Genomic DNA, 25,755 nt, shown 5'->3' on the forward strand with positions numbered 1-25,755 from the left:
CACTTGCCGCCAGACGCTCGCGGGAAGGCGATTGCGTCACAACAGGCGGTCAGTCAGCCCGAAAGCTGTCAGATGGCGGACAGGGGCGGTCCGCGCGCCTGGAAGCGCCAGGCAACGGCGTTGCGGATATCGTCGCGCCAGACATCCGGTCGCCAGAACTGTTTCGCCGGTCGCAACCGCAGCGCCAGCACGGCCAGAACCAGCGGCGCGAGCATGGCGAGTTGCAGCTGGCAATGCAGCAGGCAGCAACTGGCGTCATGAACAGGCGTCGCCGGCCCGTCCGGAGCCTGTCCGGCGGAAGCGGACGACAGACACAGGATCATGCCCGGGAAAGCAGAAGACTCCTTGCCGGCAAGCGCTCCCACCGGCGCCATCGGCGCCGCGAACACGAGCACAGTCTTGACGAGGAACGCATAGAGGATCACCAACGCCGCAAGCCGGCTGGCTACCCCCACGCTTCGCGCCTGGAGTTCCATGGAGAATGCATAGGATGTCATGTTGACCACGACAAGCGTCTGTTTGCAGTCGTCACTGGGCTGCGGTTGCGCAAACACGCCCGGGATGGCGGCCAGAATGCCGGAACAGGCCCGAAAACGCCGCCAGACGCGACAAAAACGCCCCGCTTCAGATAGATGAGGAAACCGCCGGTCCGGCCTGACGCGGCCCAGTTTGCTCCATCAGGTCGTGAATGCTCCTTTCCATCCGGAACTGCGCCTGTTCTGGCCGGTCCCCGCCGGCCGGTTTCGCAAATCCATAACGTCGGCTTTCAGGCCAGCGCCATTGAACCGGCTCTGGCGCTTCAGGCAGGACCCATCTGATGCCCGCCCGGTCACCCTTTCAGCTGTTCAGACCCATCATCGCCGGCGCCACCTTGCGCGAGCGCCTGCTTGCCTGCGCGGGGGCGCTGGTTGGCATGGGCCTCGCCAGCGTCGTTACCCGCCTTGTCATCGGCGGAGATCTTGCCCTGCCGTTTATTGTCGGGCCTGTCGCGGCCTCGGCGGTTCTTGTTTTTGCCGTCCCAACCAGTCCTTTGGCCCAGCCCTGGCCGGTGCTTGGCGGCAATCTCGTCGGCGGGCTGGCGGGCGTTGCGCTCGCACAGCTGTTCGGCCAGTTGGGCTGGAGCGGCCCGGTTATCGCCGCCCTGGCCGTGCCTGTCGGCATTGTGGCGATGAGCCTGTGCCGCTGTCTGCATCCGCCAGGCGGCGCCATGGCCCTGCTGATGGCCCTGACGATGAAGGACGCCGCCGCCATGGACATCTGGCGGTCGCTTGCGCCCGCCCTGCTGAATATCGGCGTCCTGCTCGCGTGCGGCATGGTGTTTCACCGGATGATGGGCCGTCGCTACCCACATCAGCCTGAGGCGGCCCCGCCTGGCGCGCACGGGTCGAAAGATCCTCCGGCGGCCATGCGCAACGCCGTTGACGCCGCTGACATCGACTCCGCCCTCGCCAGTCTCGACGCCAGCTATGACATTGACCGGGACGACCTGCTGCGGCTCGTGCGCCAGGCCGAGCTGGCGGCGATCTCCAGATCCAGCCCCGATATCCGTTGCGCCAGCATCATGTCGCGCGACATTTTCAGCGTCACGCCGGACACCTCCGTTGGCGCCGCGCGTGAATTGCTGCTGGTTCACAATATCCGCATGCTGCCGGTTCTGGACCGGAGAAAGCATATCGTTGGCTCCGTCGGCCTGCGGGAGATTGCCACGCTCTACGCGCGGCAGGAAAGCTCCGCTCCAGAGGCGCCGGCTGTTGCTGATACGCCGGTCGGCGACATCATGGCCGCCGCCGCAATCGCGCATCCGGATACGCCCATCGCTGAGCTGCTGCCTGTCCTGACCGACGGAAGGGGGCACGCGGCGGTCATTGTCGATGACGATGAACACGCCATTGGTCTTGTTACCCAGACTGATCTGCTTTGGGCGCTGGCCCGCGCGACCAGCCAGAAAAACTGACCGGTGATCCGCCGTCGCCTCAGTGTGGAGCACATGGGACGATCGCAGACCGCGATGAGCTTCCAGAGCGCCCCGGGGCGGGCGGATGCATATTGTGAAGCATTTCCACATTCTGAAATGGGACCTGGTGGCGCTTTCCAGCTTTGACGCCTGCTTCCGGGTTTTCAGACACGGATGTGCCCGGTCGGTTGATAGCGGGTCGCACAGATGCTGACGCGGCCGCGATCCGCCAGGCCAGGGCCTGTCAGATTGCACCGGAAGTCTGTGCCTCAGGCCCATGGGGTTTGTCTGTGGGGGAATCCTGCCGGGACAGGGCCCGCCGGGGCGCGAAAGTCGCCAGACGGCTTTTCATCCGTTTCATTTCCCGAAGCAGCCGACCACCGTGCGGCATGGACATTTGCTTGCGCCAGCCGCTCTCTGGCCAGCGCCATCAGCATTGGCCTTGCCGAGAATTGCCCCGTTTCGAGCCTATTGTTGAGGGCTCTCAGATAGCCGCCGGGGTGTGTGATGCGTTCGCGTCGCTGCAATATGGCGGCGATCACGGTTGCAGCCTGGTCCTCGCCTGCCCTGTCGCGGAAAGCGTTCCAGAGGTCGGGACTGACGCCCATGGCCGCACGGGCAATGGCGGCGGCCTGATGCAGATCACGCCAGTCATGAATGGGGTTTGTGGCGTAGTCACAGATATCGGGACAGGCGTCGAGAACCGTCGCCAGGTGAATTTCTGGCTGAATGTTGACTGACTGGCTGCGCGGGGGCCCCATGACGGAACCCATGCTTCGGGTTTCTTCAATTAAACAGATTTCTTTATCTGAATTATGTATGTGGCGCTCAGTTTGGGATTCATTGCCGCTCTTTGTTTCCAATTTTCCCTGATTTTGCAGATGCTTCTCCAGCTTTTCCGCGATGGCGCCCCGCAGGAGGTCAAGGTTGCGGGCGTGCTGTTCCAAAATGTTCTGGCTGGCGGAGCGCGCAGGGCTGGCCGCAAGCTGTCGATAGCGTGCGTGAAAGTCCTCCCAGAGGGAGCCGGCATAGTGGTTGGCGCCGGTTTCGAGCAGTTTTGCGCAGTCGCGTCGGGCAATGGTGATGCGCTCGCGTAACAGCTGGCGCCGTCGCCGCTCATCCGCCACATGGATGGCCAGTTCGCTGAACTCGTCTGCGCGCGCTGCAAGCGGAGCCAGGTCGAAGCCATAAGCGGTTTCGATCTCACCGCCCCGCCCCTTGCGGGCGTAACGTTTGCCGTTGGGGCTGTCGCGGCGGATTACCAGTCCGGTTTGCACAAGCACCGCCAGATGCCGGCGCAAGGTCGCGGGCGCCATGCCATGGGCGCGCGTGGCGAGCTGGGCGTTCGACGGAAACACCACGAGGTTGACGTCTGGCGTCATCATCGTTTCAGGCAGGAAAGTCAGCAGCGCGTTCAGAACCACAAGCGCCCGGTCCGAGGGACCAAGCAATGCGCGCGCTTCACAGATGTTGCGGAAAACCTGCCATTTGTTCACGGCGCTTTCCGGCGCCGTATTTCGCGTCGCCATCTGGCTTGCGACCAAAACATGATGCGTCATCGTTCCCTGCCTTCGGGGCGTGGGAAATCGACCGCCAGAACGACGTTATGCTCTTGACTGCAATTTTCGGAAGTGCGATTCTCAGGTTGTCAGACCAATGAGAAGGGCTTCCGGAACATCGTTTCGGGGGCCTTTTTCTTTGCCGCTCTCTCCTGTCGTAACGCCATCAACTGGCGCCGGTTGATCGTACCGGCGGCGCCGGGCCACCGGATTGCTGAAGCATTCGCCGCGACAGGAGGCCTGTTTCGCGGAAATCCTTCAGATTTCTGGCAAGGGCTGGAGATCTGGCCTGGCCAGACACTGCCCCGCCGCAGTACGGTTCCAGCTTGGGCTGCCGGAATTCCGTAACAGTTTGCCCAGCGCTCGCTGCCGTCCAACAACAGTTGGCGGTTGCCTTGCTGGAGTGCGCCGGAACCTCCCTGCTTCACAGGAAAGGCCCCGGCCATCTGACCTGACGCAATGTCTTCAGGAAAAGTGGAGACTTCTTTCCCTGAAAGATATGCTAGCGTCCGGTGCGCTGCATTTCCGCGAACACACGCGCCAGTTCGGGTAACTTCTCGCGCACAAATGCGCTGAACGCTTCATTGGCGAAAACCAGCCGTCCGCCTTCACGACCTGGCTCAAGCCGGGCCAGAGGCGCGCCGGACGGCGCCGAGAACTCAAGGGCGCTGTCCTGGGCCAGCGGAGTTCCCTGAGCGGGCGTTTCGCGCGACAGGATCTCCAGGGCCATGATGAAGCGCCGGTCGCTGGGCGCGGCGCGAAAATCAGCCCTGGCGGCCAACGCCGCGAAACGCTCCTGCGCGTGAGGTTCCGTCAGGATCGCCGCCAGGCGGCTCCAGCGCGGCCGACCGGCGCGCGGCGCCGGTCCGATCGCATTGACAATGTCCTGCGGCAACGACGACGCCAGCGTCAGCAAACGCGACAGATCCGCCTTGTCGACGCCCAGCGCCGCCATCAGCGTCGGGCGGTCAAACTGCTCTTCCAGCCGCCGCGCGAACATGGCTTTTTCGATATAGCTGAGGTCCCGACGCTCAAGGTTCTCCCGCGCCTGGGCGATGACCAGTTCGACATCGGTCAGCGGCCTGACAATGGCCCGGACCTTGCCGCCAAGACGGGCCACGGCGCGCAGGCGGCGATGACCGTAGGCGACCTGATAGCGGCCGCTATCGCCCAGCGGCCGCACCAGAATGGGCACCTGCTGACCCTGCTCGGAAATGCTCTGCATCAGGCTGTCGAACGATGCGTCGGCCGTGGCTTCCTCGCCAATGCGGTCGCGCACGAACGAACCGTCGATCAGCGTTGGATCAAGCTCCACCACCCGGTCGCCAGCCGCGATCATCGCTTCCAGATCCCGGGCCTTGCCAGCGTCGGCGGAGAGCTTTTCAAGCGACAGGCCCATGGCGCGCAAGGCGCCGGATCCCACGGGCGCTCCAAGCGACGTCGGACTGGACGCGGCGCCGCGCGACAGCGGCTGGGGCGCCGGGTCTGGCGCGGCCTTCATCAGATCAGCGAGAGTGTTCTTCCGGCTCATCAACCTGCCCTCCGCCAGCTGGCGCGGATCAGACTTTCAATTTCACCATTGACCAGATCGAAAGATTCCAGCGCCCGTTCATAGGTTTGCCGGTTGATCTGGTCGCGGCTGATTTCATAAATCGTCTGCTTGCGCAGACCGGCCTCGGTCACCGCTGTTGTCTTCAGCGCCGTCTGGGTCAGCACCTGATCGCCAAACAGGTTGCGCAGGAAGCCGACGACCTGGGCCTGGGGGCCGTCGTTGGGCTCAAAACGGGTGATGCAGTAACGCAGGAAATCGTATTCCAGATTACCCCCCGCCCGCCGCACGACGCCAAGCAGCCCCGCCCAGCACGCCGGTCGCCGCGCACAGGGCGCCAAGCGTGAGAAACCCAAGCTGCGGCGGGCAGTCGATGACGACCACGTCGTAATCCTGGTCGACGGTTCCCAGGGCCTGGGCGACGCGGGCGAAAAACAGGCCGTCGCTCCGGTCGCCCGAGGTGAGCATCAGCGGCGTTTCGTGCTCATACTCATGCAGTTCCAGATTGGCCGGAACCAGGTCGAGCCCATCGAAATAGGTGCTGCGGATGATGTCGCGAAGCGGCCGGCGCTGGTCGTCGTAACGGATCGCGCCATACAGCGTCTCATTCGGCCGGATATCGAACTCCGGCTGATAGCCGAACAAAGCGGACAGGCTGGCCTGGGGATCGAGATCGACAGCCAGAACGCGAAAGCCGCGCATCGCCAGATACTGCGCCAGATGGACGCTGACCGTTGTCTTGCCTGAGCCGCCCTTGAAGTTGGTGACGGCGATGACCTGCAAGTGCTCCTGGCCTGTGCGGCCAGGAAGATAAGCCGGCTTGTGTTGACTGAGGAGCCGGCGAATTTGATTGATCTGCGGCAGGCTGTACAAGCGGCGCCCACCTGGGCCGCGCTCGGCTTCCGGCCCCTCCCCCGCCCTTGCAAGCTGGCGCAGATAGGCGTCGGTGACGCCTATCAACCGCGCCGCCTCTGGTGAACTGAACAGGCGCAGCTCCTTCTCCGTTGCCGGCGAAAAAAGCCGGGACCGGAGCGTGTGGAGCTGAGAGGAAAGCACGCGCGCATGCTCGTCGATCAGCTCATCGATCGAACTGTTGACGTTTCGCTGTTGCGCGGAATTTTCCGTTACAGTGCTCATCTACGCTAAAATACCGCTGCTGGATAATTTTGCGTAGCCTGATTGGATTCGTAAGGCCCGTCAATGACGAATGGGTTAATGAAAAGTTAAGCACCGCCTGCCGTTGCGGCAATGCGAACAGCATTCCGGTCCGCCGCGGCGGCCGCCAGCAAAATATTCTCGCCGGCAAGGGGCGCGACGCCGAAGCTCATGGTGAGTCGGGGGAAGCTCGTGCGCGATACGATTCCTCCGAGCGCCTCACGAATTGTCTGAAACTGCCGTGTCGCCGAGCGCGAATCCTGCCGGGTGACCCAGATCAGACGATCGACGCCGGCGCGGCGAATGGTGACCAGATCTGGATTGGCCATGATCAACGCCCGGGCGAGGTCGTCCACATCCCTCCCCGTGAAATTCTGAACCAGCGCCCGGCCAATGAACAGCCTGTCCAGCCGCAATGACCAGATGACCCGTTCAGCGCCCGGACTTCCGGCGTCCGCCGTGAGGCGGCCGTGGGACATCCGCGCCTGTAGCTGGTCCATGAAAACGCCAAGGCGCGGCAGGGCGTCGGACAACGCCAGATTGATATAGCCGACGCTGACCACTGACGCCGCGACCATTATGAAATAGATCACGTGCCACGCCGATGCGGCGTAGCGGTTTTCAAGTCCGACCCACACCCGGCCCGTATCGATGCCCCGGATGGATGCCGAGATAACGATGAATATCCAGAGGCTTAGCAGTATTTTTCGCCCGGTTAGCCGGAGGCCCCCGCGGATCAGGGAATAGCAGGCGAGGATGGCGGGCGCTGAGCACAGGAGAGAAAAAAGGACGAGCCGCAACTGCGGATCCTGCCGGAAATGCTCAAACAGGCAGGCCAGACACCAGACGCCTCCTGGAAGAACCACTTCCAGCCACGCCGGAGCTTTCCCATCCGCGGCGCGCACCGCCTGGGCCATGAAGGCGATGCCGGTGATCATTGCCACATTGGCGGCGACGACGGTGGTGAAGAACGATGCGCCGAAATATCGGGCGCCGGACAGGCCGGCGCCAAGTCCAACGACCAGGATGCCGGCGCCAGACCACCACAGATCCCTGCTTTCGGGAGACCGGTTCCAGCGGAAGAGCAGCATGCCGCCCTGGATGAGGCCCCACAGGGATATCGCGGCTAACATGATGGCCAGGTCCAAGCGCGCCTCCGATCCCAGATACCGGGTTTTGGTTGTATGATCCGGACTATACATGCTGTTGCGTGTAGTGCGTCCAGCTTTCTTTTGCCGCCTGTTCCGGGTTAATCATCGCGGACTCACAAGCAGTCGCAAGGGAGCTGAAATGTCCAATCTTCTTGTCGAAAAATCTGATGGCGTCGCCACAATCACCCTGAACCGTCCGGACGCCATGAACGCCCTCTCCCGCGCTCTTCGCGCGGAACTGGCCGAAGCCGTCAAGGCGATCAACGCCGACAGTGAGGTCAGGGTCGTCATTCTTACCGGCGCTGGCGCGCGCGCCTTCACCGCTGGTCTCGACCTGAAGGAATTGGGCAGCGACGCTTCCGCGCTTGGCGCCGCCAACGCCACCACCGCTGACATGAACCCGGTCAAAGCTATCGAGAGCTGCGTGAAGCCGGTGATCGGCGCCATCAACGGCGTCGCGATTACTGGCGGCTTCGAGCTGGCGCTTGCCTGCGACGTGTTGATAGCCTCGGAGAACGCCCGCTTCGCCGACACCCACGCCCGTGTCGGCATCATGCCGGGCTGGGGGCTGTCGCAGAAGCTGTCGCGACTGATTGGCCTTTACCGGGCGAAAGAACTGTCGTTGTCTGGCAACTTCCTTGACGCCCAGACGGCTGAGCGCTGGGGCCTCGTGAACCGCGTTGTTGCGGCGGACGAACTGCTTCCGGCCGCGCGCAGGCTCGCGTCGGATATGGCGCAGATTGAGCCCGGCATGATGGGCCGCATGAAGAAGCTGATTGATGAGGGTTTTGCCCTGTCCTTCTCGGACGCGATGGCGCTGGAGGCCGAGGTCTCGACCAAAAACAACAGGGCCGTAAAGCCGGAGGACGTTGAGGCGCGGCGCGGCGCTGTGTTGGCGCGGGGGCGCACCCAGTAATCTGCTGTCGCAGCATACACAAAGGCGCCGTCGGACCTGATCTGGCGGCGCCTTTTCGTTATCGTCGAATCGGTCCGTTGGGAGCTCCCAACACACGGCGCCTAGATAAGCAAGTCCGCGATCATAGGGGCGTCGGAAATGTCCTGATAGTGCATGCCGGCCAGTTCGAGCTGCCTGTACAGGCTCTCGAAGTTCCCCGCCTGCGTGGTTTCGATGCCGATGAGGATGGAGCCGAACTCGCGCGCCGACTTCTTCAGATATTCGAAGCGGGTAATGTCGTCCTCCGGGCCAAGCAGGCCGAGGAAATCGCGCAGCGCACCCGGGCGTTGCGGAAGACGAAGTATCAGATACTTCTTGCGCCCTTCAAACCGCAGCGCTCGCTCCTTGACGTCTTGCAGTCGCTCAAAATCAAAATTTCCGCCGGAAACCACCAGCATGACGGTCTTTCCGTAGATCTCGGAGCGAATATCCTGAAGGGCCGCCATGGTCAGGGCGCCGGCAGGTTCAAGGACAATGCCTTCGACATTCAGCATTTCCAGCATCGTCTGGCATATCCGCCCCTCAGGCGGGGTCAGCACCGTTTCAGCCGGGAAATCCCGAAGCATGGCGAAAGGCAGCGCGCCAATCTGCGCCACTGCGGCGCCGTCGACAAAGCCATCGATATGAGAGAGGCGTACGCGTTCGCCGGCCGTGAGGCTGGCCTTCAGACTCGCCGCGCCAGCAGGCTCAACGAAAAGCAGTTCAGGCGCGTCCGTTCTGCCGCTCCAGTAGCCGGCGACACCTGCGGCCAGTCCGGCCCCGCCAACGGGCAGCAGCATGAGGTCAACCGGCATTCCGGCGACCTGCCTGTCTGCTTCCAGCGCCAGGGTCGCCTGACCTTCTATAATGTCGGGGTCGTCGAAAGGCGGAGCCATGATGGCCCCGGTCTGTCCGGCGAACTGCTGCGCGGCCTTGTAGCAATCGTCAAAGAAATCGCCGACCAGTTCAATCTCGATGGCGTCGCCGCCAAACATCCGCGTCTTGTCGATCTTTTGCTGCGGCGTCGTGACGGGCATGAAAATACGCCCGTGCGCGCCAAAGTGACGACAGGCGAAGGCAAAGCCTTGGGCATGATTCCCGGCGGACGCCGCGCAGAATGAAATGTCCGCGCCACCTGCGGCGCGTCGCTTGCGCATGAAATTGAAGGCGCCGCGTAGTTTGTAAGAACGGACTGGCGTCAGGTCTTCGCGCTTGAGAAAAATGCGCGCGCCATACCGACGGGAGAGGTGTGCGTTGAACTGCAGCGGGGTTGGCGGAAACAACGCCCGCAATTCAGCCGCAGCCTCTGCCACGCCCTGCCGGAAACTGGCCCCTGATAGCGTCATGCGCGCGCACTCCCTTTGGGGATGGTCGTATAAGATCGAACGCTGCTTTCTGCGCCCGAAAACGTTGCATATCAAGAAGAACGCGCAGACAGCGTCCTGCGACCTGACGCAAATGCCGGCCGCACGCCAGCGTGACTTGCGCTGCGGGCCAACTGCGGAAAACAATCACGCGCCAACAGGTTAACGAAGGGTTAACAGACGCAGTTTGGCGCGACGCCGGATCAGGGCGGCGGTAGGCTGGCCGGGCGTGGACGCCTGGGACATCGAGCCTGGAACCTGGAGCCGGCGGCCGCGATTTATGATGCTGACGTGAGGGAGGGTTCAGGTGTGAGGCGCAATCTGCAAAAGGCGCTGTGGGGCTCAATTCCAGCGTCGCCGCCATGGGCGACGCGAGGAAGGCGCGCCGTCGCGGCGCGTGCTGTGATGCTCGCCGCCGCCATGACCGGCTGCAGTTTGTTCCATGTCGGACCCGCTCAGGCCCAGGATGGCGGCGCCGCAAGCCAGATATGGGATCTTGCCTCCCGGCGCGGCGCCTCCAGAGACTTCAACGCCGCCCCGCCCAACGCCCGTGGACAGAAGCCGGCCTTGCCAAACCAGACCCGCGCGCCGGTCATTCTGGATGACGTTCGGCTACAGACCCGGGTGATCGCCACCGGGCTCGAACACCCATGGGGCATGGCTGAGCTTCCGGACGGGCGATGGCTGGTGACAGAACGGCCTGGCCGGCTTCGCATTGTTGGCGCGGATGGCGGCGTTTCACAGCCGGTAAAAGGTTTGCCGGCGGTTGATGCACGGGGGCAGGGCGGTCTCCTTGATGTCGCGGTGCGCGATGATTTTGCCAAAAGCCGCAAGGTCTGGTGGAGCTTTGCGGAGCCACGTGGCGACGGCGCCAGCGCCACGGCGGTTGCGACCGGCGTGCTGTCGCCCGATGGCGCCGCGATGTCAGACGTGCGGGTGATCTTCAGGCAGGAGCCGCCGTGGAAATCGACCCTGCATTTTGGATCCAGGCTGGCGTTCGCGCCGGACGGCGCGCTGTTCGTCACCACCGGCGAGCGCTCCTACAACGAGCCGCGAAAGCTCGCCCAGGACGTGACCACGCTGCTGGGAAAGGTTGTGCGCCTTGATCCGGAGGGGGGACCTGCCAGGGGCAACCCTCAAATCCCCGGCGGGCGACCGGAAATCTGGTCCTGGGGCCACCGCAATCTGCAATCAGCCGCCATCGGGCCGGATGGGGCGCTCTGGACCGTGGAGCACGGACCGCGTGGCGGCGATGAACTCAACCGGCCGCAGGCCGGGCGCAACTATGGCTGGCCGGTCATCACCTATGGCGTTGAATATAGCGGGCAGAAGGTAGGGGAGGGGCGCACGCGGCAGGAGGGTATGGAACAGCCCGTCTATTACTGGGACCCGGTGATCGCTCCCAGCGGTCTGGCGTTCTATGACGGAAAGCTGTTTCCGACATGGCGCGGCAGCGCACTTGTTGGCGCCCTGCGCGATGAAAGCCTCGTGCGTCTCACCATGGCGGAGGGCAAGGTCACCGGCGAGGCGCGATATCTGAAGGGCATTGGCCGCGTGCGCGACGTGCGCGTTGGCCGGGACGGCGCCATCATGCTGCTGACAGACGCCAGCGACGGCGAACTGATCCGGGTGACCCCGGCCCCATGATGCAAGGTCCGCGGCCTCAGCCATTGCGGCGAAGCCTCATATCGCTCTATCTGGCGACGGGCGCCGGTGGAATCGGTTCCACCGGCCATTGTCGTCAGACCGGTCCGGCCATGCCTTCGCCCTGAAGGGGAGGCTTCAGGCGTCAGGTCCGTTGGTTGAGGGAGCACCCATGTCGCGTTTCACGGAAGAGCAGAACCTGTTCCGCCAGTCCTACCGCAAGTTCCTCGAAACCGAGATTGCGCCGAACATGGACAAATGGCGTGAAGCCGGCATCGTTGACCGCTCCGCCTTCAAGAAGGCTGGCGACCTTGGCTTCCTCATGATCTGGCCGGAAGAAAAATACGGCGGCATGGGCGATTCCGACTTCCGCTATGAGCAGATCATCATCGAGGAAACCGCGCGCGTCGGTTGCCACGAATGGTTCAACACCCTGCACAGCCGCCTTGTCGGCACCTATTTCGAGCGTTTCGGCACCGAGGAGCAGAAAGAGCGCTTCCTGCCGAAATGCGTCAGCGGCGACACGATCCTGGCCATCGCCATGACCGAGCCGGGCGCCGGTTCTGACCTCGCCGGCATGCGCAGCACCGCCGTCGACGCCGGCGATCACTACGTGCTGAATGGCTCCAAGACCTATATTTCCAATGGTCTGAACGCCGATGTGGTGATTGTCGCCGCCAAGGTTGGCAGCGCCTCCGAGCGCCATTCCATGGTGCTGCTGATCGTCGAGCGCGGCATGGAAGGTTTTGAACGCGGCCGCAATCTGAAGAAGATGGGCATGCCGGGGCAGGACACCGCCGAGTTGTTCTTCCACGATGTGAAGGTTCCCAAGGCCAACGTGCTGGGCGTCGCCGGGCGCGGCTTCTACCAGCTGATGGAAGGTCTGGCCGAGGAGCGTCTCATTTCCGCTGTTGGCACCTCGTCCAACGCCCGCCGCGCTTTCGATCTCACCCGCGCCTATTGCATGGATCGCAAACTGTTTGGCAAAACCCTGGCCGACCAGCAGAACACCCAGTTCCGCATGGCGGAGATGGACGCCGAGATCGACCTGATCCAGGTTTATGTCGACCATTGCGTCAAGGCGCTGAACGAAGGTCGGCTCAACGCCAACATGGCGGCCAAGGCCAAGATGTTGGCCAGCGAGATCGAGTGGAAGATGCTCGATCTCGGCGTGCAGCTGCATGGCGGCGCCGGCTTCATGGATGAGTTCCCGATCAGCCGCATGTTCACCGACGCCCGCATCAACCGCATTCTCGCCGGCAGCTCGGAAGTGATGCGCCTGATTATCGGCCGCGACGTGTTCTCGAATCGTTACAGCAGCATGCTCGACTGACGGCCGGGGCCGGCGCATTTCGGGAAACGCGGGCCCCCGCGTTTCCCGAAGAAAGTTCGACATATCAATGATATGGCGCGCATCCGGCGAATTCCTGCCAACCGGAAGCGCGCGGGCCAAAAGTCGCCCGGTCAGGCGGCGGATGGTCAATCCGCCGCCAGCAACTTCTCCAGGGTCGCCAGTTCGTCCGCCTCGCCTGGCGGCTTGTCCCAACGGATGCGGTGAATGCGCGGAAAGCGCATGGCGACGCCCGATTTGTGTCGCGGCGAGCGGCGCAGCCCCTCGAAGGCGATTTCGAGGACAAGACCGTGAGCGGCCGTGTGCGTTACCTCCCGCACCGGGCCGAAACGGTTGATGGTGTTGGCGCGCACGAACCGGTCGAGCTGGCCAAGTTCTTCATCAGTAAAGCCGAAATAGGCCTTGCCGACCGGCGTGAGCACGCGCGCGCCGTCATCACCGGTCCGCCAGACGCCGAAGGTGAAGTCGGAATGGAATGACGAACGCTTGCCATGCCCGCGCTGGGCGTACATCAGCACCGCGTCGATCAGGTGCGGATCGCGCTTCCATTTGAACCACGGGCCCTTTGGCCGTCCACTGATGTAGGGACTGTCGCGCCGTTTCAGCATGCAGCCTTCGACGGCAGCGGCGTCGACGCCCAGATCTGTCGCGGCCGGCGCACCCCGGGCGGCCGCAAGTTCATCCCAACTGGCGAACGGCACCAGCGGGGAGAGGCTGATGCGGGGTGAGTTGAGGCGTGAAACCAGGTTTTCGAGATGTTCGCGCCGCTCTGTCCATGGCAGCGGGGCAAGGTCCTCGCCATTCAACGCCAGCGCGTCCCAGGCGCGAATGTGCGCCGGATATTGCGCCTGCAGTTTTGATGAGGCGGTCTTGCGGTTCAGGCGCTGCTGCAAAACGTTGAAGCTCTGCACCGCGCCGTTCTGCACCACCAGCAGCTCGCCATCGATGGCCCCCTCAAAATGGGCCTTGCCTGTCAGTTCGGCGATGAGATCGGGAAAGGCGGCGGAAATATCCTCACCGCTGCGCGACCACAGTCTGGCGATGGGCGCGCCATCGCCACCAGTTCCCAGGGCCGCCTGCACCCGGATGCCGTCCCATTTCCATTCAGCGACGAAATCTGGCGGGTTGAGCTGGCGCAACTCCGTCTCGTTGATGGGTTGGGCCAGCATCGGCGAGCGGAATGGCGCCAGATGCTGCGGTTTCGGGCGTGGCCCACGCCCTTCGAGCCAGGCGAACAGCGGCAGATAGGGAGGCGTCAGCCCGTGCCAGACCGCCTCGATTTCTTCCACGTCGCGGTTGCCATACTGCGCCAGCGCCGTGCGCGTCAGCCGCGCCGAAATGCCGATACGGAAACTCCCGGTCACCAGCTTGAGCAGGGCCCAGCGACCGGTTTCGTCGAGATCGTCCAGCCAACTGGCCAGCAGATCGGCCATTTGCGGTCGCAGCGCTGCGGTCATGGTCTCGACGACTGCGGTGAGGGAGAGATCGTTGCGGGTTCCAGCCCCTGCGTCAGGCCAGAGTAGCGCCGCCGTTTCGGACAGATCGCCCACATAATCGTAGGACATGGCGAACAGCGTCGGATCGGTGCGCGCGCTGATCATTTGCCGGATCAGCGCCGGCTTGGCGTTGGCGAATGACAGATCGCCGGTGAGGGCCGCCAGGGCATAGCCGCGATCCGGGTCTGGCGTTGTGGCGAAATAGTCGCGCAGCATCCGCAGGCGGGCGTTGCGTCCGCTTTCACAGGAGAGGCGATCAATCAGATCGGCGAAGCGCTTCATGGCGCCGCCCCGATGGCGGCAGCGTCCGTAACGGCTTCCTCAGCGGCAGCCGCATCGTCATCGCCGTATCCCAACAGATGCAGGGGCAAGGCGGTGAGGCCGCGTGTGGCGCACCAATGGGCGAGGGCGTCCTCCTGGCCATGGGTGATGCGGATTTCCTCGGCGCCGGTTTCAACCACGGTGCGGCACAGGTCTGGCCAGCCGGCGTGATCGGAAATCACCAGCGGCAACTCGACGCCGCGTTGCCGGGCGCGCGCCCGCGTGCGCATCCAGCCGGACGCCAGGCCGTGCACCGGATCGGCGAAACGCCGGCTCCAGCGATCCTGCAGGGCGCCGGGCGGACACAGGACGATGGCGCCGGGAAGGTCTCCCCCGCCACGCCCCTCGCGCGGAGGCACGGGGCGAACGTCGCCAAGTTCGACGCCAAAACCTTGATATAAAGCGGTTATTTTCTCCATGGCGCCGTGCATGTAGATCGGGGCGTCATAGCCGGCGGCGCGCAGCAGGGCGATCAGGCGTTGGGCTTTCCCCAGCGCGTAGGCGCCAAGCAGATGGGCGCGCTCGGGAAACAGGCGCAGCGACTGGAGCAGACGCGCGATTTCAGCGTCCGCTGGCGGATGCCGGAAGATGGGCAGGGCGAACGTGGCTTCAGTAATGAAGATGTCGCAGGGAACCAGCTCGAATGCGGCGCAGGTGGGATCTGCTTCCCGCTTGTAATCGCCCGACGCGACAAGCCGCGTCAGCCGGCCGGCGACGTCGCGTGCTTCGATCAGGATCTGGGCCGAACCGAGCACATGGCCAGCCGGGAAAAAGGTGACCGTCGCATTGCCGATGGCAAGCGAAACGCCCGGTGACGCTGTTTGTGATGAGCCGGCAAAATTATCGCCGTAACGCACGCCCATGATGGCGAGCGTTTCAGCGGTCGCGAGGACGCGCCCATGGCCTGCCCTGGCGTGATCCGCATGCCCATGGGTCACCAGGGCGCGCGCCACCGGGCGCAGTGGATCGATATGGAAGTCGCCGGCCGGGCAATACAGGCCCTGCGGCGTGATTGTCAGCAGGTCCGCCGCGCGTCGGCCCGTCATGGGGCGTCGGCCGGAATTATCCTGTTCCGGCAGTATGTTGTCAGGCAGGTCCTGATCCGGTGAAGCCCGGCGCTGCGCCATGCCCTGCTCCTTTGCCGCCGGTCCACGTGTTCCCGGTCAACCACAAGGGCCAGCACCAGGTTCCATTCCGGATGTGACCGGAGAGTGCGTGTGGCCGCAAGGCGCATGACTCAAAGAAAAACCCGCCAGGCAGGCTGGCGGGTTCATCAAAAGACGTCGTCCGGGAGCGTAAGCTTCCCGAGCGGCGCCTGGTCCGGGCGCTTACTTGCCCGTCCACACCGGCTTGCGCTTCTCGGCGAAGGCAACGGCGCCTTCGCGCGCGTCCTTGGAGGTGAACACCGGCGCGATGTAGGCCTTCTGCTTTTCCCACATCTCGGAGGCGGACCATTCCTGCTGGTCGTTGATGATCTGGCGCGACACGGCGACGGCGAGCGGGCCATTTTCGGCGATGATGCGGGCCAGTTTCAGGGCTTCTTCCAGCGCCTGGCCATTCGGCACGACGCGGTTGATCAAGCCATAGCCCTGCAACGTCGCGGCCGGCACCATATCGCCGGTCAGCGCCAGCTCCATGGCGATGCGATAGGGGATCTGGCGCGGCAGGCGCATCAGGCCGCCAGCCGCGGCGACGAGGCCGCGCTTCACTTCCGGCACGCCGAACTTCGAGCCTTCGCTGGCGACGATCAGGTCGCAGGACAGGGCCAGCTCGCAGCCGCCGGCGAGGGCGTAGCCTTCAATGGCGGCGATGAGCGGCTTGCGTGGCGGGGCTTCGGTCAGGCCAGCGAAGCCGCGACCTTCGATCGAGACGACCTCACCCTGCACGAAGGCCTTGAGATCCATGCCGGCGCAGAAGGTGCCGCCGGCGCCGGTGAGAATGGCGAGACGGATGTCATCGCGGCTGTTGATCTCATCGACGGCCGCGGCGACGCCCTTGGCGACTTCGGCGTTGACGGCGTTTTTCGCTTCCGGACGGTTGATGGTGATAATGGCGACGCCGCCATCAACCGTGAATTCAACAGCGCTCATTCGTTGTCCTCCCATGGCCGCCCCCGCAGGGGCGACGTGACGATACGGGTTCCCTATCAGATTGCCCGGGGACCTTGCCAGAGGTCGCGGCGAATTTCAGCCCGGCCATCCCTGGCCGCGGCGCTGGCCCGCTTGAGAACACGCGCCGCGGCCCCGATGACCGGGGCATTCTCAGGCGCGGAGCGGTTCAGCCGGTTGCGGCGCGGGCATGGGCGACAGTCGCAATACCAGCGCCCCGGCCAGCGCCGCCAGCACGGAGCCGACGATGATGCCGAGTTTGACCTCGTTCTGAAGCGCGGGGTGGCCTTCGAACGCCAGCAGACCGATGAACAGGCTCATGGTGAACCCGACGCCGCAGAGCAGCGCGACGCCGAATATGTGGCTCCAGCGTGAATTGGCCGGCATCTCCACAAAGCCCAGCCTGATTGTCGCCCAGGCGAAGCCAAAAACGCCGACCAGCTTGCCGAACAGCAGTCCGCCGGCCACGCCAAGTGTCAACGGGTCCGACAGGTTCTTGAGGGTCATGCCCGCCAGCGATACGCCGGCGTTGGCGAAGCCAAACACCGGGATGATGACGAAGGGCGCGACGTAGTGCAGGCCATGCTCCAGCCGGTGCAACGGCGAGGCGGGAAGGTCGCCGCTGAGCCCCGGGGAGCGGCGCAAAGGTATGGTCAACGCCAGCAGGACGCCGGCGATCGTGGCGTGCACGCCGGATTTCAGGACGAAAACCCACAAAACGACGCCCAGCAACAGGTAGGGCCACAAAACCAGAACGCCACGCCGGTTCAGCAGGGCGAGCGCACCAAGGGCAAGCGCGGCGCCGCCGAGCGCCGGGAGTGACATCTCCGCTGTATAAAACAGGGCGATGATGATCACCGCGCCCAGGTCATCGATGATGGCCAACGCTGTCAGAAACACCTTCAGCGCCGCCGGAACCCGGTTGCCCAGCAATGACAGCACGCCCAGCGCGAAGGCGATGTCAGTGGCCGTGGGAATGGCCCAGCCGCGCATGGTGGCTGACTCGCCATAATTCAGCGCCACAAAGATCAGGGCGGGAACGATCATGCCGCCCAGCGCCGCCACGCCTGGCAGAATCCGGCGGGGCCAGGTCGCGAGCTGGCCATCCAGCATCTCGCGCTTGATCTCGAGACCGACAAACAGGAAGAACACGGCCATCAGCGCGTCGTTGATCCAGTGCGCCACGCTCAGGGGACCAACGTAGGACGCCAGCGCGCCGAAATAACTGGCGGACAGGGGAGAGTTGGCGACAACCAGAGCGGCGGCGGCGGCAAACATCAGTACGAGGCCGCCGGAAGCCTGATTGTCGAGAAATGCCCGGAACATGGAAAAAGGGCGAATGCGAAGCCTGCCTGCCATTACCTTCCTCTTGGTGACGCATCATCCAGCGATCGCTCGCCGGAGGGATTGCGTAGGCGCCCGGCGCCGGAAACCATGTGCGGCGCCGCATAGCGACGGGTGGTTTTGTTATCGGCGCCTGCCAGCCGCCGTCGTCTGCCTTCTGGCAAAACCCGTGCGGCCACGCAGACCCTGAACGGCGACAATGCGACCGGCGTTCACGGGATGCTTTTGCGGAGTTTCCCCTGGGGCAGCGGCGCGCCCTGGCTTGCACGGTCGCCCCTGCCTGATTTTCAGGTTCCGCAAAACGTCTTGAAACCGCCTGGTCCTGGCTCCGTATAGGCTGGATCGCCATGGAACGGCTCATAAGGGCGCGCCAGGGCGTTGAGCAGCGCCTTTAGCGGCGCCAGATTGCCGCCGGTCGCGGCGGCAAGGGCGTCCTCAACCACATGATTGCGGGGGATAACGGCCGGGTTCGCCGCCAGCATCAGGGCGCGCGCGGCGGCGGGGCTGATCGGGTTCCTGTCGCGCCGCGCCTCCCAGCGTGTCCGCCATTCGCTGAAAGCTGCGTCGGCAAACTGTTCGGGCCGCGTGACGTCATCGTCCGAAAGCGCCCGGAACGTGTTGGCGTAATCGGCGCCAGCGGCGCGCATCCATTGCAGCAACTCGCCCATCAGCGCGGCGTCGCTTTCCTCCTCTCCGTCGATGGCGGCCAGCCCAAGCTTGCGCCTCATCATTGCCTGCCACCTGATCTGGTAGAGATCGCGGAAGCCATTGAGTTGCTCCTCGGCCAGACGGATGGCGGCGTCCTTGTCAGGATCGAGCAGCGGCAGCAACGCTTCCGCCAGTCGCGCCAAGTTCCACTGCGCCACGCCAGGCTGGGCGCCAAAGGCATAGCGGCCGCCCTGGTCAATCGAACTGAATACGGCGGCGGGGTTGAATCCGTCGATAAAAGCGCAAGGGCCGTAGTCGATGGTTTCGCCAGAAATCGTCATGTTGTCGGTGTTCATGACGCCGTGGACGAAACCAATGCGGATCCAGTTCAGCACCAGGTCCACATGTCGCTCCATCACCCGTCGCAACAGGCCAAGGGCAGGGGCGGGCGCGCCACGCAGATCCGGGTCATGCCGGTCAATCGCATAGTCCACCAGCGCCTGTAACAGCTCCGGCTGGCCGAGCGCGGCTGCGTACTGGAACGTGCCGAACCGCAGGTGGCTGGCGGCGACGCGGGTGAGCACGGCGCCAGGCAGCGGCTCCTCGCGAAAAACGCCTTCTCCGGTGGCCACGACCGCAAGGCTGCGCGTGGTGGGAACGCCAAGGGCGTGCATGGCTTCGCTAATGACGTACTCACGCAGCATCGGCCCAAGCGCCGCGCGCCCGTCGCCCTGACGTGAGAATGGCGTTGGACCTGCGCCCTTGAACTGCACGTCAAACCGGCGGCCATCGGGCGCGACCTGTTCGCCGACCAGCAGGGCGCGTCCATCGCCCAGCATGGTGAAGTTGCCGAACTGGTGTCCGGCATAGGCCTGGGCGATCGCGGCGGCTCCCTCCGGGAGGGCGTTGCCGGAGAAAATCTGCGCCAGCGCGTCCGGATCAATGTCCGCGCCATCCGCCAGCAGTCCAAGCTCCGCTGCCAGCGGCTGGTTGAACATGATCATTCCAGGCGCCCGCGCAGGCGTTGGCGCAACGGCGGTCCAGAATGCTTCCGGCAGGCGCGCGTATGTATTGTCGAGTTTCCAGGCAAGGCGATTGGCGGGGGCCCCGCGCCCGGAAATCGGGCCATCAGAGCCTGTGGCGGCGTCAGTCATCAGAAACTCCCGCGCGCCCTGCCTGTCCGGAACACCGGCTCTGGATTTGCCATGCGCGCAACAATCCGTTTACCCGACATTATTGGCGCGGAAGCGGCGCAGCCAGAAAAACCGGTCGGGCAAGGGCGTTTTGTGTCCGAAACGCGTGCTGGCGGAAGGTTGAGCCGGATCGCGGTCGGGATTGCGCCGCCGCGAGGCCTTCAGCGGCTCAGCCGGATGTCTGGGAACGTGATGTCCCCAGGGGGCCAGCGCCGACCTGGAGGCGGTTCAGCTCCGCCTCCACAAACCGTCTCTCACGGTCGGTGCGGCCGGCGCCGGGGCGGTCAGGCGAGGCGCGCGCGCAATGATTTGCGATCAAGCTTGCCGACAGCCGTCTTCGGAATGGCGTCGGCAAACAGCACCTGGTGCGGCTTTTTGTAGGACGCGACCTGGCCCGCCACGTGGGCGATCAGCTCGGCTTCCGTCGCGGTTTCGCCAGGGCGCAGCACCACGAACGCCGTCACCGCCTCGACCCATTTGGGGTCCGGGGCGCCCACCACAGCGCATTCCAGCACCGCCGGATGGGTCAGCAACGCGTCCTCCACTTCACGTGGATAGACGTTGTAGCCGCCGGAAATGATCATGTCGGAGGTGCGGTCGCGCAGGTGCAGGAAGCCCAGGTCATCGAAAACGCCGACATCGCGCGTGTGCACCCAGCCGTCCGCATCAAACGTTTCCGCCGTCAGTTCGGCCGCGTTGAAATAGCCGGCGACAGACATTGGCCCGCGCACCAGAATTTCACCGGGCTCGCCTTGCTGAACCGGCGCGCCGTCGGCGTCGACAAGCCGGATTTCCACATCCGGCGATGGCCGGCCACAGGCGCCGAGCAGCTCGCCCACATGGTCTTCCGGGCGCAGCACCGCGAGGCAGAGCGGCGCCTCCGTCTGGCCGTAGTACTGCCAGAAGCGGTGTTGGCCGAAACGGGCCATGGCGCGGTCGATCACCGCGCGCGGCATCGGTGATGCGCCATAGATGATGTGACGCAGCGAGGACAGGTCGCAAGCGTCGAGGTCCGGATGCTCCATCAGCATTTGCAACATGGTCGGCACCAGATTGACGGCGGTGGCGCGATGCGTGGCGATTGCCTCGAGGAACGGGCCGGGGGCGAAGCCCGGCAGCACCACCGTGCGCGCGCCGCGCAACCAGAACGGCAGTACGAACGTGCCGCTGGCGTGGATCAGCGAGGCGGCGTGCAGCATCACGTCGTCCTCGCCTATGGGAAACAGGTTGATGAGAATGTTGCGGCAGATGGCGGCGTAAGAACCCTGGGTATGCTGGGCCGCCTTGAGCACGCCGGTGGTGCCGGAGGTGTACAGGGTGAGCAGGATGTCGTCCGGCCCCACGGCGACGTCTGGCGCGACGGCCGGCTGTCCGGCGGCGGTTTGCAGCAGATCGACGCCGCCGGGCAGGGCGGCGCCGAGGCCGTGACAGGCAAGGCCCGGGCACAGCAGCTGCAGTTCGCGCGCCCGCTCCATCAGGTCGTCGCCAAACACCAGCATGGCGCACCGCGCCTCCTGCAGCATGCGCGCATGCTCTGCAGCCGACAGCCGCGCGTTAAGCGGCGTGCGATTGACGCCGCTTTTCACACACGCGAAGTCCAGGGGCACGCTGTGGGGGCCATTGTTGACCAGCAGTGCGACGCGCTGGCCCTGGACCGCGCCTGCCGCAACGAGGGCTTGCGCCAGCCGGTTGGCCTGGGCGTTGACCTCGGCGAAGGTCCACGACCGGTCGCCCCAGACCAGCGCCGTTCGGGCGGCGTTCTGCCTGGCGCCGCGTTCGATCAGTTCAAGACAGGTCGCGCCTGAAGCGGACATGGTCAGATCCTCCCTGCATTGTGTTGCCGTTGCGGCGTGCGGGTTTGTCCCGTTTCACTCGCCGAAGCGGCCGTGGCGGCCCGCGCCGCGCTCAAAGCGCATGGCGCCGGCCTTGCCTTCCATGGCGACGATGGGCGCGCCGTCGCGGCCCTCCTGACGCAGGGCTTCAGCAAGCGGCAGATCCCACTGGGCGAACGCCGACTTGCGGTCGGTCAACATGCAGGCCTGCGGAAAAGCGGCGATCTGGCGCGCGAGATCCTCGGCGACGGCGCGGGCCTGCCCCTGCGGCGCGATCCGGTTGGCGAGGCCCATGGCCAGCGCTTCCTGAGCGTCAACTGGCCGGCCGGTGAGGATCATGTCGAGGGCGCGGCCCATGCCGACAACACGTGGCAGGCGCACCGTGCCGCCGTCGATCAGCGGCACGCCCCAGCGCCGGCAGAACACGCCGAAAACAGCGCCTTCCTCAGCCACGCGCATATCGGCGAGCAGGGCCAGCTCCAGGCCGCCGGCCACCGCGTAGCCTGACACGGCGGCGATCAGCGGCTTGGATAGCGCCATGCGCGACGGCCCCATCGGCCCATCGCCGCCGCCATCCGGATCGAGATCATGGGTGCGGGCCGGATCATTGACGGCGGTGAGGTCGGCGCCGGCGCAGAACACGCCATTTTCTCCCCAGAGCACGGCGACGCGCTGGCTTTCGTCAGCCTCGAAGTCGTGGAATGCGGCGCGCAGGGCGGCCGCCATGGGGCCGTCGACGGCGTTTCGCCGTTCAGGCCGGCTCATGATGATCGTGGTGACCGGGCCTTCGCGTTCAACCCTCACAGCGCCGCTCATGTGTTTCTCCAATATTTCATTTGCTTTTTGAAATCGGCAAATAGTGAAATTTTGCTGTTGGCGCGTCAAGCGGTGACGCGAGGTTGGCGTTCCCGTATGAACGCGCAGGCGGGCGCGGGGCGTGCGCCCGGCGCGTTGCCGCCCAGGATCAGGAGTCACGCCGGAATGGAAGCGTCGCTGCCCAGCGCAACAACCGTGGTGCTGGATCTGCTTTCCGCCCGCCATGGCGAGCCGATGTCGGCCCGGGATGTGTGCGAGGGCTGCGTGATTGTCGGGCTGACCGAGGCGGTGGCGCGCGTCGCCATCACCCGGTTGTTGCGGCAGAAGAAGGTCCTGCGGCAGGGGCGGGCGCTATATGCCCTCAACACGGCTGGGCGCCCCCTGCAGCGGGATGTCAGCGCATGGCGTCAGCGCCTCGACAATGTGGCGCCGTGGTCGGGCGATTGGGTGGCGGTTCATGACGCCGGCGTGAGCCGGCGAGACCGCACCCTGTTGCGGCGCCATCACCGGGCGCTGGATCTGCGGGGGTTTCGATGCTGGTCCGGCGGACTGTGGCTCCGTCCGGACAATCTGCGCGGCGGCGTCACGGCGTTGCGGGAAGATCTTGGGGCGCTGGGTCTCGGGGCGGGCGCCCAGGTCCTTGTCGCCAGCGGCCTCACCCGGGAGCAATGCGCCTGCATCCACGCCCTCTGGGATGTGCGGGCGCTGGCGGCGGACTATGCGGACCGGCTGCGTATGCTGGAGGAAAGCGGGCGCCGGCTGCCGGGGCTGGAGCCGCGCGCGGCGGCCCGGGAATGCCTGCTGCTGGGCCGCGCCCTCATCGGGCAGATGCTGCGGGATCCGTTGCTGCCGGCAGAGATGACGCCGGACGCGCCGCGCCGTCATCTGGTCGCGGCGCTTGAAGCTTACCAGACGCGCAGCAGGGAGATCTGGCGCGCCGTTCTCAACACGGCCTGAATCCGCCATCATGGCGGCAATGACGGGTCGGGCTGCGCCCGCAGGCCGTTCCGGCTGGCGACGCCAGACCCAATGGGAGCAAACGCATGTTCATGTGCACCGGCTTTGCGGCCAGAGATTCCGAAGCCCCGCTGGGCGCCTTTTCCTTCAGCCGTCGTGATCCTGGCCCGTCCGACGTGCTGATTGAAATCCAGTACTGCGGCGTCTGTCATTCGGACCTGCACACGGTGCGCAACGAATGGGGCGGCACGCTGTATCCGTGCGTGCCGGGCCACGAGATCGTCGGGCGGGTGGCGGCGGTCGGCGACGATGTGAAGAAATTCCGGGTTGGCGATATCGCCGCCGTCGGTTGCCTGGTCGATTCCTGCCGCTCCTGTGAAAACTGCCGGGAAGGGCTGGAGCAATATTGCCAGAAGGGCGGGACCGGCACTTACAACGGCAAGGACCGGGTCAGCGGCGGCCACACCTTTGGCGGCTATTCCAGCCATGTGGTTGTGACGGAAGATTTCGTGCTGCGGGCGCCGCAGAATCTTGATCCGGCTGGCGTTGCGCCGCTGCTTTGCGCTGGCGTCACGACCTGGTCGCCGTTGCGCCACTGGGAGGCCGGGCCTGGCAAGACTGTCGGCGTTGTTGGCCTTGGCGGACTTGGCCACATGGCGGTGAAATTCGCCCATGCGCTCGGCGCGCGCGTCGTGCTGTTCACCACTTCACCGTCCAAGATGGCGGACGGCAAGCGCCTTGGCGCCGATGAGGTGGTGCTGTCCACCGACCGTGAGGCGATGGCGGCCTGGCGCTCGAAGCTCGATCTGATCATCGACGCCGTCGCCGCGCCGCACGACGTCAACGTCTATCTCGGCATGCTCAGGCGCGACAGCACGCTGGTTCAGGTGGGCGCGCCGGATGCGCCGTTGCCGGTGAATGTCTTCAGCCTGTTGCCAAACCGGCGCCGGTTCGCGGGTTCGATCATCGGCGGCATAGCCGAAACCCAGGAGATGCTGGATTTCTGTGGCGAGCATGGCATCACCGCCGACATCGAAATGATCGCCATGGACGAGATCGAGAACGCTTACGCGCGCATGCTGAAAAGCGACGTCAAATATCGCTTCGTCATCGATATGCAGACGCTGCCGCGTGGCGGTTGAGTTTGCCTGAAGCGTTGCGGCGCGAGAGTATTTCCCGATCTGTACGGATCGGGAAATATTTCCAATCTTGTTCTGGGCGAATCCTGTTCGATCCGTCGGTTCCGCCGGATCGGAAAGCGCCCTGACGTCGCAATGCCAGAGCGTCTGTTCGAGGAAAATGGGCCCCACGTTTCTCGAAAATGCTCCAGATGGTCAGCCGCCCATCTTGTCCTGGGTCCGGGTGTCAAAATCGGACGCGTCGTGCCGTTCGTGCAGCTGGTTCTCTGGCTTGCCGTTGACGTTATTGACCATCCGTCCGCGCCGGACGGCCGGGCGCGCCAGTATCCGGTCAGCCCAGGCGATGACGTTGGGGTATTCGTGCACGGACAGGAACTCGCCGGCCGTTCCGTACATCTGGCCCTTCGCCAGCGCGCCATACCAGGGGAACACCGCCATGTCGGCGATGGTGTAGGCGTCGCCGCCCAGCCAGGGGGCTTCGGCCAGCCGGCGGTTCAGCACGTCGAGCTGCCGTTTGGCTTCCATCGAAAAACGGTCGATGGCGTATTCGATTTTCATCGGAGCGTAGGCGTAGAAATGGCCGAAGCCACCGCCGAGATAGGGTGCGCTGCCCATTTGCCAGAACAGCCACGACAGGCACTCCGCCCGCGCCGCTGGCTCGGTCGGCAGGAAGGCGCCGAATTTTTCCGCGAGATAAACGAGGATGGCGCCGGATTCGAACACCCGGACAGGTTTGGAGCCCGAGCGGTCGAGCAGGGCTGGAATCTTCGAGTTCGGATTGACCTCGACAAAACCGCTGCCGAACTGGTCGCCTTCATTGATGCGGATCAGCCAGGCGTCGTATTCGGCGCCGCTGTGGCCCGCCGCCAGCAACTCCTCCAGCATGATGTTGACTTTCTGGCCGTTCGGCGTGGCCAGTGAATAAAGCTGCAGCGGATGCTTGCCGACCGGCAGCTCCTTGTCGTGCGTGGGGCCGGCGACCGGCCGGTTGATACTGGCGAAGGCGCCGCCGCTGGGCTTGCTCCAGGTCCAGACGTTCGGCGGCGTGTATTCGGACGCATCGCTCATGCAGCATTCTCCTGTGATGGCCGGATTCGCGGCGGGCCGGAGTTCCCGTCCAGAACGTCAGGCGCTTGTGGCGGGGGCAACCGCAGAATCCGGCGACTTCGGAAGGCAGCATCATTCACATCAAACCGCATCGGCGAAAGCCTCTGGACATGCCGGCCGCGCATGGCTGCCG

At 64.8% G+C, this 25,755-nt stretch carries 18 protein-coding genes and 2 pseudogenes; 6 read left to right on the forward strand and 14 right to left on the reverse strand.

Annotation, left to right across the window (positions count from 1 at the left end):
• Positions 1-68 precede the first annotated feature (68 nt).
• The gene (locus tag IE243_RS10885; RefSeq protein ID WP_191319424.1) at positions 69-497 is read right to left on the reverse strand and encodes a hypothetical protein; all 429 of its coding nucleotides are present in this window, start codon (positions 495-497) and stop codon (positions 69-71) included.
• Between the two features lie 320 nt (positions 498-817).
• On the opposite strand from IE243_RS10885, the gene IE243_RS10890 reads away from it, so the two are divergent.
• Complete coding sequence (locus tag IE243_RS10890; RefSeq protein ID WP_191319425.1) at positions 818-1,954, forward strand: HPP family protein; 1,137 nt, start codon at positions 818-820, stop codon at positions 1,952-1,954.
• Between the two features lie 269 nt (positions 1,955-2,223).
• On the opposite strand, the pseudogene repC reads toward IE243_RS10890, so the two are convergent.
• From repC to IE243_RS10915, 4 genes and pseudogenes are all read right to left on the reverse strand, one after another.
• Positions 2,224-3,522: pseudogene (gene repC, locus IE243_RS10895) on the reverse strand (plasmid replication protein RepC); the annotation flags it as partial.
• 493 nt (positions 3,523-4,015) lie between these two features.
• Positions 4,016-5,044 carry a plasmid partitioning protein RepB gene (gene repB / locus IE243_RS10900; RefSeq protein ID WP_191319427.1) on the reverse strand — a complete coding sequence of 343 codons (1,029 nt, stop codon included), beginning with the start codon at positions 5,042-5,044 and terminating at the stop codon, positions 4,016-4,018.
• Positions 5,044-6,199, reverse strand: a pseudogene (repA, locus tag IE243_RS10910) (plasmid partitioning protein RepA). Before repA ends, repB begins: the two are co-directional and overlap by 1 nt.
• An 86-nt stretch (positions 6,200-6,285) precedes the next feature.
• Entirely contained in the window at positions 6,286-7,350 is a 1,065-nt protein-coding gene (locus IE243_RS10915; protein ID WP_191319430.1) for a hypothetical protein, read from the reverse strand.
• 157 nt (positions 7,351-7,507) lie between these two features.
• On the opposite strand from IE243_RS10915, the gene IE243_RS10920 reads away from it, so the two are divergent.
• Complete coding sequence (locus IE243_RS10920) at positions 7,508-8,284, forward strand: enoyl-CoA hydratase (RefSeq protein WP_191319431.1); 777 nt, start codon at positions 7,508-7,510, stop codon at positions 8,282-8,284.
• A gap of 101 nt (positions 8,285-8,385) precedes the next feature.
• Here the strand turns inward: IE243_RS10920 and ilvA are convergent, their stop codons facing one another.
• Positions 8,386-9,648 (reverse strand): threonine ammonia-lyase IlvA, encoded by a 1,263-nt coding sequence (ilvA, locus tag IE243_RS10925; protein ID WP_191319432.1) that lies wholly within the window; start codon positions 9,646-9,648, stop codon positions 8,386-8,388.
• A 327-nt stretch (positions 9,649-9,975) separates the two neighbouring features.
• Between ilvA and IE243_RS10930 the strand changes: the two genes are divergently transcribed.
• Both IE243_RS10930 and IE243_RS10935 read left to right on the forward strand, forming a co-directional pair.
• Positions 9,976-11,313, forward strand: coding sequence for a PQQ-dependent sugar dehydrogenase (locus IE243_RS10930; protein ID WP_244643071.1), 1,338 nt, complete (start codon positions 9,976-9,978; stop codon positions 11,311-11,313).
• Positions 11,314-11,482: 169 nt separating this feature from the next.
• Entirely contained in the window at positions 11,483-12,643 is a 1,161-nt protein-coding gene (locus tag IE243_RS10935; protein WP_191319433.1) for an acyl-CoA dehydrogenase family protein, read from the forward strand.
• A 146-nt stretch (positions 12,644-12,789) separates the two neighbouring features.
• Here IE243_RS10935 and IE243_RS10940 read toward each other — a convergent pair whose 3' ends face one another.
• The 7 genes from IE243_RS10940 to IE243_RS10970 all read right to left on the reverse strand — a co-directional run bounded on the left by IE243_RS10940 (position 12,790) and on the right by IE243_RS10970 (position 22,419).
• Positions 12,790-14,439: a cisplatin damage response ATP-dependent DNA ligase gene (locus IE243_RS10940; protein WP_191319434.1), complete on the reverse strand. Its 1,650-nt coding sequence runs from the start codon at positions 14,437-14,439 to the stop codon at positions 12,790-12,792.
• Positions 14,436-15,524, reverse strand: a complete 1,089-nt coding sequence (locus IE243_RS10945; protein WP_191319500.1) for a ligase-associated DNA damage response exonuclease — start codon at positions 15,522-15,524, stop codon at positions 14,436-14,438. The genes IE243_RS10940 and IE243_RS10945 overlap by 4 nt, the downstream gene beginning before the upstream one ends.
• Positions 15,525-15,806: 282 nt before the next feature.
• Positions 15,807-16,568 carry a crotonase/enoyl-CoA hydratase family protein gene (locus IE243_RS10950; protein ID WP_191319435.1) on the reverse strand — a complete coding sequence of 254 codons (762 nt, stop codon included), beginning with the start codon at positions 16,566-16,568 and terminating at the stop codon, positions 15,807-15,809.
• 171 nt (positions 16,569-16,739) lie between these two features.
• Positions 16,740-17,945, reverse strand: coding sequence for a Na+/H+ antiporter NhaA (nhaA, locus tag IE243_RS10955; protein ID WP_191319436.1), 1,206 nt, complete (start codon positions 17,943-17,945; stop codon positions 16,740-16,742).
• A gap of 272 nt (positions 17,946-18,217) precedes the next feature.
• The gene (locus IE243_RS10960) at positions 18,218-19,732 is read right to left on the reverse strand and encodes a protein adenylyltransferase SelO (RefSeq protein WP_191319437.1); all 1,515 of its coding nucleotides are present in this window, start codon (positions 19,730-19,732) and stop codon (positions 18,218-18,220) included.
• A 323-nt stretch (positions 19,733-20,055) separates the two neighbouring features.
• Positions 20,056-21,585, reverse strand: a complete 1,530-nt coding sequence (locus IE243_RS10965) for a class I adenylate-forming enzyme family protein (RefSeq protein ID WP_191319438.1) — start codon at positions 21,583-21,585, stop codon at positions 20,056-20,058.
• Between the two features lie 54 nt (positions 21,586-21,639).
• The gene (locus tag IE243_RS10970; protein ID WP_191319439.1) at positions 21,640-22,419 is read right to left on the reverse strand and encodes a crotonase/enoyl-CoA hydratase family protein; all 780 of its coding nucleotides are present in this window, start codon (positions 22,417-22,419) and stop codon (positions 21,640-21,642) included.
• A gap of 165 nt (positions 22,420-22,584) precedes the next feature.
• On the opposite strand from IE243_RS10970, the gene IE243_RS10975 reads away from it, so the two are divergent.
• Complete coding sequence (locus IE243_RS10975; RefSeq protein ID WP_191319440.1) at positions 22,585-23,376, forward strand: PaaX family transcriptional regulator; 792 nt, start codon at positions 22,585-22,587, stop codon at positions 23,374-23,376.
• A 92-nt stretch (positions 23,377-23,468) separates the two neighbouring features.
• Positions 23,469-24,518, forward strand: coding sequence for an NAD(P)-dependent alcohol dehydrogenase (locus IE243_RS10980; protein WP_373301661.1), 1,050 nt, complete (start codon positions 23,469-23,471; stop codon positions 24,516-24,518).
• Between the two features lie 192 nt (positions 24,519-24,710).
• Here IE243_RS10980 and yghU read toward each other — a convergent pair whose 3' ends face one another.
• Positions 24,711-25,583: a glutathione-dependent disulfide-bond oxidoreductase gene (gene yghU / locus IE243_RS10985; protein ID WP_191319442.1), complete on the reverse strand. Its 873-nt coding sequence runs from the start codon at positions 25,581-25,583 to the stop codon at positions 24,711-24,713.
• Positions 25,584-25,755 lie beyond the last annotated feature (172 nt).

Origin of the sequence: Camelimonas fluminis (genome assembly GCF_014656355.1) — a bacterium.
GTDB classification, from domain to species: Bacteria; Pseudomonadota; Alphaproteobacteria; order Rhizobiales; family Beijerinckiaceae; genus Camelimonas; species Camelimonas fluminis.